The sequence below is a fragment of the Streptomyces sp. NPDC051976 genome (genome assembly GCF_040680795.1).
Lineage (GTDB): Bacteria > Actinomycetota > Actinomycetes > Streptomycetales > Streptomycetaceae > Actinacidiphila.
In genome coordinates, this window is record NZ_JBFAXL010000018.1 from 68,445 (window position 1) to 80,352 (window position 11,908).

Sequence of the window (11,908 nt, forward strand, 5' to 3'; positions counted from 1 at the left end):
CGGATACCGCTGATCACAGGGATCGCGGATGGGGTGGTCACGGGGCCCCCGGGGGGACGAACGGGAGTCCGGCGGGCGCGCCGTCCTCGATCAGCCGCAGCAGCGCCGCGGTGTCCGCGTGCTCCTCGATGAGATCGCCGAGCCGGTCGAGCTGCTCCTCGCGCAGCGCGCCGAACGCGGTGTCGGGCGCCGGGACGAACCGGCGGCCCGCCATGGCCGCGACCCGCCGCAGGAACGCCCGGCGGAAGCCGTCGCTCTCCAGCGAGCCGTGCCAGTGGGTGCCCCAGACCGCGCCCGACCTGCAGCCGTCGAGGAACTCCTCGTCGCCGCCGCCGACCTCGGCCACGCCGTGGTGGATCTCGTACCCCTCGACGCGTTCCCCGTACGCCTCGCCGACCGGCCGGGCCAGCGTCTTCTCGGCGGCGAACCGCACCCGTACCGGCAGCAGGCCGAGACCGGCGACGCTGCCCGCCTTCGACTCGACGTCGTCGTCGATCCGGGTCCCGAGCATCTGGAAGCCGCCGCAGACGCCCAGCACCGGGCGGCCCTCCGCGGCCCGCCGCACCACCGCGTCGGCCAGGCCGCGGGCGCGCAGCCACTCCAGCGCCCGCACGGTGCCCCGGGTGCCGGGCAGCACCACCAGATCGGCGTCCGCCAGCTCCTGCGGCCGGTCCACGAACCGCACCACGACACCGGGTTCGGCGGCGAGCGCGTCCACGTCGGTGAAGTTCGACATCAGCGGTACCGCGGCGACCGCGACCCGCAGCACGTCCTCGCCGTGCGGCGGCCGCACCACGGACTCCCGAACGGCGCCCCGCAAGGAGACGTTGAGCCCGTCCTCCTCGTCGATGCCCAGGCCGTGCGCGTACGGCAGCACGCCGAGGGTGGGGCGGCCGGTGAGCTTGTCCAGCATGTCCAGGCCGGGCTGGAGCAGGGAGACGTCGCCGCGGAACTTGTTGACGAGATAGCCCGCGACCAGCGCCTGGTCCTCGGGCGCGAGCAGGGCGGTGGTGCCGAAGAAGGAGGCGAAGACGCCGCCGCGGTCGATGTCGCCGACCACCACCACCGGCAGTCCGGCCCTACGGGCCAGGCCCATGTTGACGATGTCGGTACGCCGCAGGTTGATCTCCGCCGGGCTGCCCGCGCCCTCGCAGATCACCGCGTCGTACCGGCCGCGCAGCTCCTCCAGGCACCCGGCGACGGTCTCCAGCAGCGCGGGCCGCCGCTCGCCGTGGTAGCCGCGGGCGCTCATCTCGCCCACCGCCTTGCCCAGCAGCACCACCTGGCTGCTGCGGTCGCTGCCGGGCTTGAGCAGCACCGGGTTCATCAGCGCCGACGGCTCCACGCGGGCCGCCTGCGCCTGCATCGCCTGGGCCCGCCCGATCTCGGCGCCCTCGCGGGTGACGAACGAGTTCAGCGACATGTTCTGCGCCTTGAACGGCGCCACGCGCACGCCCTGCCGGACCAGCCAGCGGCAGATGCCCGCGGTCACCACGCTCTTCCCGGCGTCCGACGTCGTCCCGGCGACAAGCAACCCCCCACCTCTCGGGCTCACTTCGGTCCCCCCTTCGGTTGATGCCCGCCGGACACGGCGGAACCACCCCGCCGGGCACGGCGGATCGCGGCGGCGGTCAGACGGGCGGTGGCGGCGGTGGCCAGGGCCAGGGCGCTGACGCGGCGGGAGAGCCGGACGGCGCGGGCGATGTCGGCGGCGGTGGGCGGCGGCAGGTCCGCGCCCAGGACCGGGCGGTGCTCGGTGCGGCCCGCGTAGGACAGCGTGCCGCCCAGCCGCAGCCGCAGCGCCCCGGCGAACGCGGCTTCCACCGGGCCCGCGTTGGGGCTGGGGTGCAGCGCCGCGTCCCGCCGCCACACGCGCAGCGCGCCGCGCGGATCGGGTCCGGCGAGCGCCGCGAGGCCGGCGGTGAGCCGGGCGCCCGGCCAGCCCGCGACGTCGTCGAGACGGGCGGCGGCCCACCCGAAGCGCAGGAAGCGCGGCGACCGGTGGCCGACCATCGCGTCCAGGGTGTTGACCGCGCGGAAGCCGACGAGGCCCGGCACTCCGCCCGCGGCGCCCCACACCAGGGCGCCGACGACGGCGTCCGAGGTGTTCTCGGCGACCGACTCGACGACGGCCCGCGCGATGCCCGCCGCGTCCAGCGCCTGCGGGTCGCGTCCGCACAGATGCGGCAGCCGCGCGCGGGCGGCCGCCAGATCGCCGGCCTCCAGCGCCGCCCCGATCAGCCGCGCCTCGCGGGCCAGCGACTCACCGCCCAGCACCGACCAGGTCGCGGCGGCGGTCAGCGCCACGGAGAGCGCGGCGCAGGAGCGTACGGCTCGCTGGGCGAGCGCGGCGCCGCCCACGGCACCCCCGGCGCACAGCGCCGTGAAGACCGCGCCACTGGCCCGGTCGTCGCGCCACAGCCGGCGTTCCAGCGCACCCGCCGCGCGCCCGAAGGCCGCGACCGGATGGCCGCGGCGCGGGTCGCCCGCGAGGAGGTCGCCGAGAAAGCCGAGCGTGGCGCCGTACGCGAAAACGCGGTCGGCACGCATCTGTTCAGGCCGCCGTCACATCCGCGGGGAACGCGGGGGAGGGCGTGGGCGTGTCGGGGTCCGTGGGGCGGACCGCTCGCGCGCTTCGCGTGCCGGGCATGGCAGAAGTCCTCACTCAGGGTCCGCGCCCTGGCTCGACGTACCGGCGGTGAGAGTCTCCTGGCTCCCGGATCTACGCACTCCCGGTCTTCCAGCCGGACTTCCGGCCGTGACGTACGGGTTGGGAGTGCACTCCCCGGTGACAGTGGCGGGACCGCGCCGGATTCGCACCGGACTTCCTCTCCTGCCGCCGCATGGCCTCCGCAGTCCACCACGTGCGCGCAGGCCCGTCAACTGACCCTTGACCTGGGCAGACTGAGTGTGTCCAGGTCCACACCACGACGGCGGCCGCCGACCGGAGTCGACGGCCGCCGAGGTGGCGTGGCGCGTGGCCCGCGGGTGCGGGCCGGGGTCAGGCGACGATCAGGTAGATGCCCCAGGAGACCGCCGCCGCGCAGGCCGCGAAGCAGAGGTAGCCGGCGGCGCGGGCGAGCACGGCGGCGCCGCCCCCGCCCTGTCCGCCGGCGGCGGGGGCGGTCTTGGACAGACCGACGATGCCGAGGGTGAAGAGGCCCACCAGGCCCACGGTCGCCACCAGGGTGACGCCGAGGACGGTGCCGAGGGCCTGCCAGTCGATGGTCATGTGCGTGTCCTTGTCCGGTCCGGGTGCCGGGGTGTCAGGCCGTGGCCGCGGCGCCGGGAACGGCGTCGTTGACGGGCGGGGTGGCGCCGGCGGGCGGCGGGATGACCGCGGCGATCGCGGCCGTGACCGCGCCCTGCGGCTCCGTGGCGAACCCGGTCTCGGGGTCGTTGACGTTGGCGTGGGTGACCGGCTTGCGGCGCGAGGCGGTGCGGATGGCGGCGCAGACCGCGAGGCCGAGTACGGCGACGGCGGTGATGCCCCAGGCGCCCTCGTCGGCCAGGAGCGCGGCGCCCGCCGCGACCAGACCGGCCGCGGGCAGCGTCAGGCCCCATGCGGCGACCATGCGGCCCGCGGTGCTCCACCGGACCACCGCTCCGCTGCGGCCCAGCCCCGCGCCCATCACGGAACCGGAGCAGACCTGCGTGGTGGACAGCGCGAAGCCGAGATGAGACGAGGCGAGGATGGTGGCCGCGGCGCCGGTCTGGGCGGCGAAGCCCTGCTGCGGCTGGATGTCGGTGATGCCCTTGCCCATGGTGCGGATGATCCGCCAGCCGCCCAGGTAGGTGCCGAGCGCGATCGCCGTACCGGCCGAGACGATGACCCACAGCGGCGGGTCGGAGTGCGGGGCGACGATGCCACCGGTGATCAGCGTGAGCGTGATCACACCCATGGTCTTCTGTGCGTCGTTGGTGCCGTGGGCGAGGGAGACCAGGCCGGCCGAGGCGATCTGCCCGGCGCGGTAACCCCTGGACGTGGCCTGCGGGTCGGCGTCGCGGCCGATCCGGTAGGTGAGCCGGGTGGCGAGCGTCGAGGCCAGGCCGGCCACGATCGGCGCGGCGACGGCGGGGATGAGCACCTTCATGACGACGGCCTGGCCGTGCACGCCGTGCGTGCCGACCGAGACCAGCGTGGCGCCGATCAGGCCGCCGAAGAGTGCGTGGGAGGAGCTGGAGGGCAGTCCCGCCAGCCATGTCAGCAGATTCCAGACGATCGCGCCGACCAGGCCCGCGAAGATCACTTCGGGTCTGATCCCGGCGGACTCGTCGATGATCCCGCCGGAGATGGTCTTGGCGACCTCCACCGAGAGGAAGGCGCCGACGAGGTTGAGTACGGCGGACATGGCCACCGCCGTCTTGGGCTTGAGCGCGCCGGTCGAAATGGTGGTGGCCATTGCGTTGGCGGTGTCGTGGAAACCGTTCGTGAAGTCGAACACGAGTGCGGTGGCGATCACGATTCCGATCAGGAGCGTGATGTGTTCCATGGACCCAGGCATTCGTTCGAGCGGACAGTGGCGAGGCGACCGTACGGACTGTGAATGAACGGAAGGTGAACTGACAGCGGCTTTGCGGTGCCGGTGGCCCGGTGTATGTCGCCAGTATCGGGGCGATCGGCTGGATCGGACCCCGAAGTGCGGGCCGCGAGGCCGCAACCATGCCCCGCGGCACCCCGATCCGCCGCCGCCCGGTGTTCGCCCAGGGCTGAGTCAGTGCCTCCTGGAAGCCCGGTCCGCAGGCCCGGTCCGGAAGCTCAGTGCCGCCCAGAGATCCGGTCCGCGTACCGCGCCACCGGATCGGTCGCCGCGCTCCGCCCCGACAACTCCCTGCGGTCGGCGCCGCGGTAGGCCGCGTACATCCCGCGCACCCCCACCCAGCGGAACGGCTCGGGCTCCCAGCGCCGCACCCGGTGCCCCACCCACGGCAGAGCGGTCAGCTCGGTCCGCTGGCCCTGCCCCGAGTCGAGCTGGACCAGATCCCGCAGCGTGCGCGCCGCCAGGTTCGCGGTGGCCACCCCGCTGCCGACGTAGCCGCCCGCCCAGCCGAGCCCCGTACTGCGGTCGAGCTGCACACTGGCGCACCAGTCGCGCGGCACCCCGAGCACCCCCGACCAGGCGTGGTCGATCGCCACCCCCGCCGTCGAGGGGAACAGCCGCACCAGCACCTCGCGCAGCGCCTCGACGGTCGCCGCCTGGGTGCGCCCGTCGTTGTCGGTACGGGACCCGAAGCGGTACGGGACACCGCGGCCGCCCAGCGCGATCCGGCCGTCGGCGGTGCGCTGGGCGTAGACGTACGCGTGCGCCATGTCGCCGAGCGTCTCGCCGCCCTCCCAGCCGATCGTCTCCCAGATCTCCGGCGGCAGCGGCTCGGTGGCGATCATCGAGGAGTTCATCGGCAGCCAGGTCCGCCGCTGCCCCTTGAGCGAGGCGGTGAAGCCCTCGGTGCAGCGCAGCACGTACGGCGCCCGCACCGTGCCGTACGGGGTGACCGCGTGCTTCGGGCGGATCTCGGTGACCGGCGTCGACTCGTGGATGACCACGCCGAGCCGCTCGGCCGCCGCCGCGACCCCCTGAACCAGCTTCACCGGGTGGACCCGCGCGCCGTGCGGCGTCCAGGTGCCGCCGACGGTGCCCGCCACCCTGATCCGGCCCGCCGACTCCGCCGCGCCCAGCAGCACCCGGTCCTTCTCGCCGAACGCGGTCTCGGTCGCGTGGTACGCCTTCAGCCGCGCCAACTGGGCGGGGGAGTACGCCACTTCCAGCACCCCGCCGCGCTGGATGTCCGCGTCGATGCCCTCCTGCGCGGCGACCCGCACCACCTCGTCCACGGTGTCGTTCATCGCCAGCTGGAGCGTCCTGGCGGCCTCGTGCCCGTGCAGCTTGGCGTACCGGTCGCGGCCCGCGATCCCGTTGTAGAGCCAGCCGCCGTTGCGTCCGGACGCGCCGTACCCGCAGAACTTCGCCTCCAGCACGGTGATCCGCAGGAACGGCACGGCCTTCTTCAGGTAGTACGCCGTCCACAGCCCCGTGTAGCCGCCGCCGACGATCACCACGTCGGCGTCCCCGTCCCCGGGCAGCGGCTCGCGGGGTACGGGAATGCCGGTGCGCGCGTACCAGAACGAGATACCGCCGTTGACGGTGGTCATAATGCTGCCCCTGGAGTCCGTGTGGCTCGGTGGTGTGGCGGGACGCTACTGCCCACCACGAGCGCGCGGCAACGGCCAACGTGTAAAGGAACCCGCGGTGCAGGACTCCCTGGAGAAAGCCTGGTCGGACGTGGTGGACACGGCACGCCGCACGGTAGCCGACGGGCTGGTGGTCGGCACCTCGGGCAATGTGTCGGCGCGGGTCGGCGATCTGGTGCTGGTCACCCCGACCGGCGTGCCGTACGACCGGCTGGGCCCCGGCGACGCGGTGGTGGTGGACCTCGACGGGCGGCAGGTGAGCGGCGAGCTGCGGCCGACCAGCGAGCTGCCGCTCCACCTGGCGGTCTACCGCGGCACCCCGGCGCGGGCGATCGTGCACACCCACGCGCCGCACGCCACCGCCGTCTCCACGCTCGTCGACCGGCTGCCCAACATCCACTACATGGCCGCGGCCCTCGGCGGCCAGATCCATGTGGCCGCCTACGCCACCTACGGCACCGACCGGCTGGCCGCCGCCGTGCTGCGGGCCCTGCGCGACCGCAGCGGCTGCCTGATGCGCAACCACGGCACCCTGGTGTACGCCGACACCCTGGCCAAGGCGTTCGACAACACCGCCCAGCTGGAGTGGATGTGCCGGGTCTGGCTGCTGGCCCGCTCGGCCACCGACCACGCGCCGCACACGCTCTCCGGGCGCGAGCTGAACCGGGTCGCCGAGAAGCTGCGGGACTACGGCCAGCCGGGGCAGCCCAAGCCGTAGGGCCCGTCCGCGGGCGCCCGCCGTCACCCGCCCGCCGACGCCGTCTGGCCGCATCGCCGCCCCCGGCCCACACTGGAGGTGATGCGTATCCGAACCGCGGTGGCCGTGACGGCCACCACCGTGATCGGTGCCGGTACGGCCGCACTGGCGGCGGGCCGGTACGGCTCCGGCTTCGCCCTCAGGCCGACGCCCGGGGGCCCGGTGCCGGAGAGCACCGCCACCGTCCACACCGTCACCGGCGACCGTGTCGTCCTCACCCGCACCCCCTCGACCGGCCGCCCCGGCATATACGGCCTGACCGGGGACGGCGTGCACGCGGGCGTCGGCGAGCTGCTGGACCGTACGCCCTACTCGGTGACTCGCAGACTGCTGCACGTCCAGCGCGGTGTGCTGGCCCCCGGCGACGTGGTGCGGATGACGCCGCAGGTGTACGCGGGTGACCCGGGCACCGCACTCGGCCTGGAGTACACCGAGGTCGACGTGCCCGGCGAGCTCGGCCCGCTGCCCGGCTGGTACGTGCCCGGCGACCGCCGCACCTGGGTCATCACCGTGCACGGCCTGGGCGCCACCCGTGAGCACGCCCTGAACGTGCTCAGACTCCTGCACGACCAGCGCTTCACCCAGCTCGCCCTCGCCTACCGCAACGACCCCGGCGCCCCCTCGTCCGCCGACGGCATCAGCCACCTCGGCGACGCCGAGTGGCGCGACCTCGACGCGGCGATGCGCTTCGCGGCGGACTACGGCGCCGAGCGGATCGTGCTGTACGGCTGGTCGACCGGCGCCACCATGGCGCTGCGCGCGCTGGCCGGCTCCCCGGTACGCCACCGGATCTGCGGCCTGGTGCTGGACTCGCCGGTGCTCGACTGGCGGTCCACCGTCCGCGCCGCCGCCGAGTGGCACGGCCTCCCGGCCCCGCTGATGCCGCTGGCGGTACGCGCCGCGCAGGGCCGCACCGGACTGCACGCGAACGGCGTCGCGGCCGCCGCCGAGCCCCACCGGATCACCGTCCCCACGCTCCTCTTCCACGGCCCCGACGACACCCTCACGCCGTTCGCCGCGAGCCGCCAACTCGCCGCCGGCCGACCGGATCTGGTGTCCCTGCACACCGTCCCCGGAGCGCCGCACGCGGCGATGTGGAACGCCGCTCCCGAGCCGTACGAGGAGATCCTGCGGCGGTTCCTGACCCCGCTCATGTGACCCGCGTTTGGGAATATGGGCGCTCACCGGAGAGACTGCTCCAGTGACGTCCCGTAGCCCGCGAGACACTCCGCTCCGCCTCGTCCCCCGACGGCCGCTGACCGCCGCCCGCCGGACCGCCACGACGCGCCGGTCAAGGCCACCGCGCCCCCCTGAGGGGACGCCGCCGCTGCCCCAGCTCGCCCGGCTGGCCCGGGCCGAACTCGCCGACGCCGTACGGCTGGCGCGCTGGGCGGGCACCGGCCCCGGCACCGCGGGGCCGACCGGCATACTGCCCGACGACGAGGCGGCGCTGGCCGCCGCGGCGCTCGACCTGAGCAGCCGGCAGATCCGTACCGCCTGGGACCGCGCCCGGCTGTCCGGGCTGATCGAACTGCACGGCGGCGCCGCCCGCCCCGGCTGGCGGCTGCGGGCCTGGGACACCGACGACACCGCGGTGCTGCGCGGCTGGGTCGCGCTCTTCGACGCCTGGTCGCTGGCCCACCCCTTCCTGCCCGGCGACCCGGCGGCGCCCGATCCGTCGCTGGTGGCCGAAGTCGTGGAAGCGGCACCGCAGTTGCTGTCGTTCCTGCACCTGTCGAACGAGCCGGTGCCGGTCGACACGCTGCTCGACCTGCTCCGGCAGCGGGTGGCGGAACTGCGCACCGAGCGCCACGAGCCGCCCGCCGACGGCGCGGGCGACCCGCTGCCCGCGCTCCTCGACTGGACGCTGGACGCGGCGGTCCGGGTCGGCGCGCTGCGCCCCCGCGACCCGCTGCGCCCCGACGAGGTGACCCTCACCGCACTGGGCAGCTGGGCGGTCTGGGTCAAGCTGGAGCAGATCTGCGTGGCGGCGCAGGGACCCGCCGGGCACATGGAGCAGTCCGCGGAGACCATGCTGCGGGCCAGCGCCCGGCTGTCCCCGGGACCGGCCCGCGCCGAGTACCGCGCCTGGCTCGCCGCCCGCCCGGTCGCGCTGGCCGTCGCCGAACTCCTCGACACCGCGCGCGGCGACGACGCCCTGCTGCGCGGTCTCGCCTTCGAGGCGCTGCGGGTGGTCGGCGACCCCGCGGAACCCGCGGTGCGGGCCGCCGTCACCGAGCCGACGCTGCGCCCGTACGTGGTGCTGTGGCTGGCCGAACTCGACGGCGACGACCCGGACGCCGCGACCGGCCTGCTGACCCGCGAGGAGGCCACCTGGCTGTGGGTGGACACCGCCGCGGCCGTCGCCGACCACGGCGAGGACCACCTCCTGGTCAGCCATCTGGAGACCGCCGTCCAGGGCTCCGTCCCCGGGCTGCTCGAAGAGGTGCGCAACGTCGGCCACCCCCGTACCGTCCACGTCCTGGTCGCGCTGGCCGCCGCGCACCCCGACCCGGCGATGGCGAAGGCCATGCGCAGGGCCGCGTTCCAGGTGCACACCGGCGAGGCGTAGCGGTCGCCGGGGGCAGGGCCGGGGCAGCGGGTCGGGGGCGGGGAGCGAGGCCGGGGTGCGGGAGGGGTAATCCGTTTGCCGGGCGCCAGTAGACTTGTCCGCATGGCAGTTCCCCTCCTCGATTAGCCGCGGCGTACGACCTCGACGCCCCCGACCTGTCGTCCGTCATGCCCTGGAGCTTTTCCCGTGATCACTGCCACCGGCCTTGAGCTGCGCGCCGGCGCCCGCGTCCTCATCGACTCCGCCTCCTTCCGTGTCGCCAAGGGCGACCGCATCGGCCTGGTCGGCCGCAACGGAGCGGGGAAGACCACCCTCACCAAGGTGCTGGCAGGCGAGGGCCAGCCCGCCTCAGGCAGCGTGACCCGCTCCGGCGAGGTCGGCTACCTGCCGCAGGACCCCCGCACCGGTGACCTCGACACCCTGGCCCGCGACCGGATCCTGTCCGCCCGCGACCTCGACTCCGTCCTGCGCAAGATGCGGGAGAACGAGCAGCGGATGGCCACCGGAAAGGGCGCCACCCGCGACAACGCGATGAAGAAATACGCGCGCCTGGAAACCGAATTCCTCACCAAGGGCGGATATGCCGCCGAGGCCGAGGCCGCCACCATCGCCGCCGCGCTCGGCCTGCCCGACCGCATCCTCGGCCAGCCGCTGCACACCCTCTCCGGTGGCCAGCGGCGCCGCGTGGAGCTGGCCAGGATCCTGTTCTCCGACGCCGACACCCTGCTGCTCGACGAGCCGACCAACCACCTCGACGCCGACTCCATCACCTGGCTGCGCGACTACCTGAAGACGTACCGGGGCGGATTCATCGTGATCTCGCACGATGTCACCCTCATCGAGACGGTCGTGAACAAGGTGTTCTACCTCGACGCGAACCGGTCGCAAATCGATGTGTACAACATGGGCTGGAAGCTCTACCAGCAGCAGCGCGAGGCCGACGAGAAGCGCCGCAAGCGCGAGCGGGCCAATGCGGAGAAGAAAGCCGCCGCCCTGAATTCGCAGGCCGACAAGATGCGTGCCAAGGCCACCAAGACGGTCGCCGCGCAGAACATGGCCCGCCGCGCCGAGCGGCTGCTGTCCGGCCTGGACGCGGTCCGGGTCAACGACAAGGTCGCCAAGCTGCGCTTCCCCGACCCGGCGCCGTGCGGCAAGACACCGCTGATGGCCTCGGGGCTGTCGAAGTCGTACGGCTCGCTGGAGATCTTCACCGACGTCGACCTGGCGATCGACCGCGGCTCCCGGGTCGTCATCCTCGGTCTGAACGGCGCGGGCAAGACCACGCTGCTGCGGCTGCTGGCCGGGGTGGAGACCGCCGACACCGGCGAGGTGACCCCCGGGCACGGGCTGAAGCTGGGCTACTACGCCCAGGAGCACGAGACGCTCGACCCGGAGCGCACCGTGCTGGAGAACATGCGGTCGGCCGCCCCGGACACCGACCTGGTCGAGATCCGCAAGATCCTCGGCTCGTTCCTCTTCTCCGGTGACGACGTGGACAAGCCCGCGGGAGTGCTCTCCGGCGGCGAGAAGACCCGGCTCGCGCTCGCCTCGCTCGTCGTCTCCAGCGCCAATGTGCTGCTGCTCGACGAGCCCACCAACAACCTCGACCCGGCCAGCCGCGAGGAGATCCTCGGCGCGCTGCACACCTTCACCGGCGCCGTCGTGCTGGTCACCCACGACGAGGGCGCCGTCGAGGCGCTCCAGCCGGAGCGGATCATCCTGCTGCCGGACGGCGTGGAGGACCTGTGGGGCCAGGAGTACGCGGACCTGGTCTCGCTGGCCTGACCCGTGGTGATCATGCCGATTCGATCATTCGGCCCACTGTTGATCCTTCATCTGTGTGAGTCCGGCTCGTACCGCGCGCGCCCCCGGCGCGGTACGGCCGGGACGCGCGGTGACCAGTGGTGTCACGGCGGCTAACCCCTTACCAACCGCTGCTGACCTGCCAGTATTCCCCGGCCGCAGTTCGGCGCGCGGAATTCGCGGGGTGGAAATGCCGCTCCCGGCCCCTTCTCGGCGCCCTATCCAGGCATTCCCTGGGCGAATGTCCCGTGACGGAACTTGTCGAATGGGTGGCCAGGAACGCCCTTAGGGGTGATCATGAGAGTCCATAGCGCACTTCCCTGGAGGAGGCACGGGTGGCCGAGACTCTGAAGAAGGGCAGCCGGGTGACCGGCGCCGCGCGCGAGAAGCTCGCGGCGGACCTGAAGAAGAAGTACGACTCCGGTGCGAGCATCCGGGCGCTGGCCGAGGAAACCGGCCGCTCCTACGGATTCGTGCACCGGATGCTCAGCGAGTCCGGCGTGACCCTGCGCGGTCGCGGCGGTGCCACACGGGGCAAGAAGGCTGCCGCAGCCTGAGGCCCCGCGGGTGGGCCCGGCGGCCCGGC

The 11,908-nt window shown here is 73.8% G+C and carries 10 protein-coding genes and 1 riboswitch; of the genes, 5 read left to right on the forward strand and 5 right to left on the reverse strand.

Annotation, left to right across the window (positions count from 1 at the left end):
- Positions 1 to 37 precede the first annotated feature (37 nt).
- The 5 genes from AB0M29_RS19725 to AB0M29_RS19745 form a co-directional block, all read right to left on the reverse strand.
- Positions 38 to 1,534, reverse strand: a complete 1,497-nt coding sequence (locus AB0M29_RS19725; RefSeq protein WP_365384156.1) for a cobyric acid synthase — start codon at positions 1,532 to 1,534, stop codon at positions 38 to 40.
- Between the two features lie 17 nt (positions 1,535 to 1,551).
- Positions 1,552 to 2,550: a cobalamin biosynthesis protein gene (locus AB0M29_RS19730; protein WP_365384158.1), complete on the reverse strand. Its 999-nt coding sequence runs from the start codon at positions 2,548 to 2,550 to the stop codon at positions 1,552 to 1,554.
- 152 nt (positions 2,551 to 2,702) lie between these two features.
- Positions 2,703 to 2,832: riboswitch (cobalamin riboswitch) on the reverse strand.
- A 169-nt stretch (positions 2,833 to 3,001) separates the two neighbouring features.
- Positions 3,002 to 3,232 (reverse strand): hypothetical protein, encoded by a 231-nt coding sequence (locus AB0M29_RS19735; protein ID WP_365384160.1) that lies wholly within the window; start codon positions 3,230 to 3,232, stop codon positions 3,002 to 3,004.
- 34 nt (positions 3,233 to 3,266) lie between these two features.
- Positions 3,267 to 4,493 carry an inorganic phosphate transporter gene (locus AB0M29_RS19740; RefSeq protein WP_365384162.1) on the reverse strand — a complete coding sequence of 409 codons (1,227 nt, stop codon included), beginning with the start codon at positions 4,491 to 4,493 and terminating at the stop codon, positions 3,267 to 3,269.
- Between the two features lie 266 nt (positions 4,494 to 4,759).
- Entirely contained in the window at positions 4,760 to 6,151 is a 1,392-nt protein-coding gene (locus AB0M29_RS19745; protein WP_365384164.1) for an FAD-dependent oxidoreductase, read from the reverse strand.
- A 97-nt stretch (positions 6,152 to 6,248) separates the two neighbouring features.
- Between AB0M29_RS19745 and AB0M29_RS19750 the strand changes: the two genes are divergently transcribed.
- The 5 genes from AB0M29_RS19750 to AB0M29_RS19770 all read left to right on the forward strand — a co-directional run bounded on the left by AB0M29_RS19750 (position 6,249) and on the right by AB0M29_RS19770 (position 11,879).
- Positions 6,249 to 6,908, forward strand: a complete 660-nt coding sequence (locus AB0M29_RS19750; protein ID WP_365384166.1) for a class II aldolase/adducin family protein — start codon at positions 6,249 to 6,251, stop codon at positions 6,906 to 6,908.
- An 81-nt stretch (positions 6,909 to 6,989) separates the two neighbouring features.
- Complete coding sequence (locus AB0M29_RS19755) at positions 6,990 to 8,105, forward strand: prolyl oligopeptidase family serine peptidase (RefSeq protein WP_365384167.1); 1,116 nt, start codon at positions 6,990 to 6,992, stop codon at positions 8,103 to 8,105.
- Between the two features lie 43 nt (positions 8,106 to 8,148).
- Positions 8,149 to 9,519 carry a hypothetical protein gene (locus tag AB0M29_RS19760; RefSeq protein WP_365384169.1) on the forward strand — a complete coding sequence of 457 codons (1,371 nt, stop codon included), beginning with the start codon at positions 8,149 to 8,151 and terminating at the stop codon, positions 9,517 to 9,519.
- Positions 9,520 to 9,705: 186 nt separating this feature from the next.
- A complete protein-coding gene (locus AB0M29_RS19765; protein ID WP_365384171.1) occupies positions 9,706 to 11,304 on the forward strand; it encodes an ABC-F family ATP-binding cassette domain-containing protein in 1,599 nt (532 codons plus the stop codon).
- A gap of 353 nt (positions 11,305 to 11,657) precedes the next feature.
- Entirely contained in the window at positions 11,658 to 11,879 is a 222-nt protein-coding gene (locus AB0M29_RS19770; protein ID WP_365384173.1) for a helix-turn-helix domain-containing protein, read from the forward strand.
- Positions 11,880 to 11,908: the final 29 nt, after the last annotated feature.

Coding starts and splice junctions, on each gene's coding strand:
- AB0M29_RS19745 (WP_365384164.1), bottom strand. CDS start 6,151: ATGACCACCGTCAACGGCGGTATCTCGTTCTGGTACGCGCGCACCGGC.
- AB0M29_RS19740 (WP_365384162.1), bottom strand. CDS start 4,493: ATGGAACACATCACGCTCCTGATCGGAATCGTGATCGCCACCGCACTC.
- AB0M29_RS19755 (WP_365384167.1), top strand. CDS start 6,990: ATGCGTATCCGAACCGCGGTGGCCGTGACGGCCACCACCGTGATCGGT.
- AB0M29_RS19735 (WP_365384160.1), bottom strand. CDS start 3,232: ATGACCATCGACTGGCAGGCCCTCGGCACCGTCCTCGGCGTCACCCTG.
- AB0M29_RS19730 (WP_365384158.1), bottom strand. CDS start 2,550: ATGCGTGCCGACCGCGTTTTCGCGTACGGCGCCACGCTCGGCTTTCTC.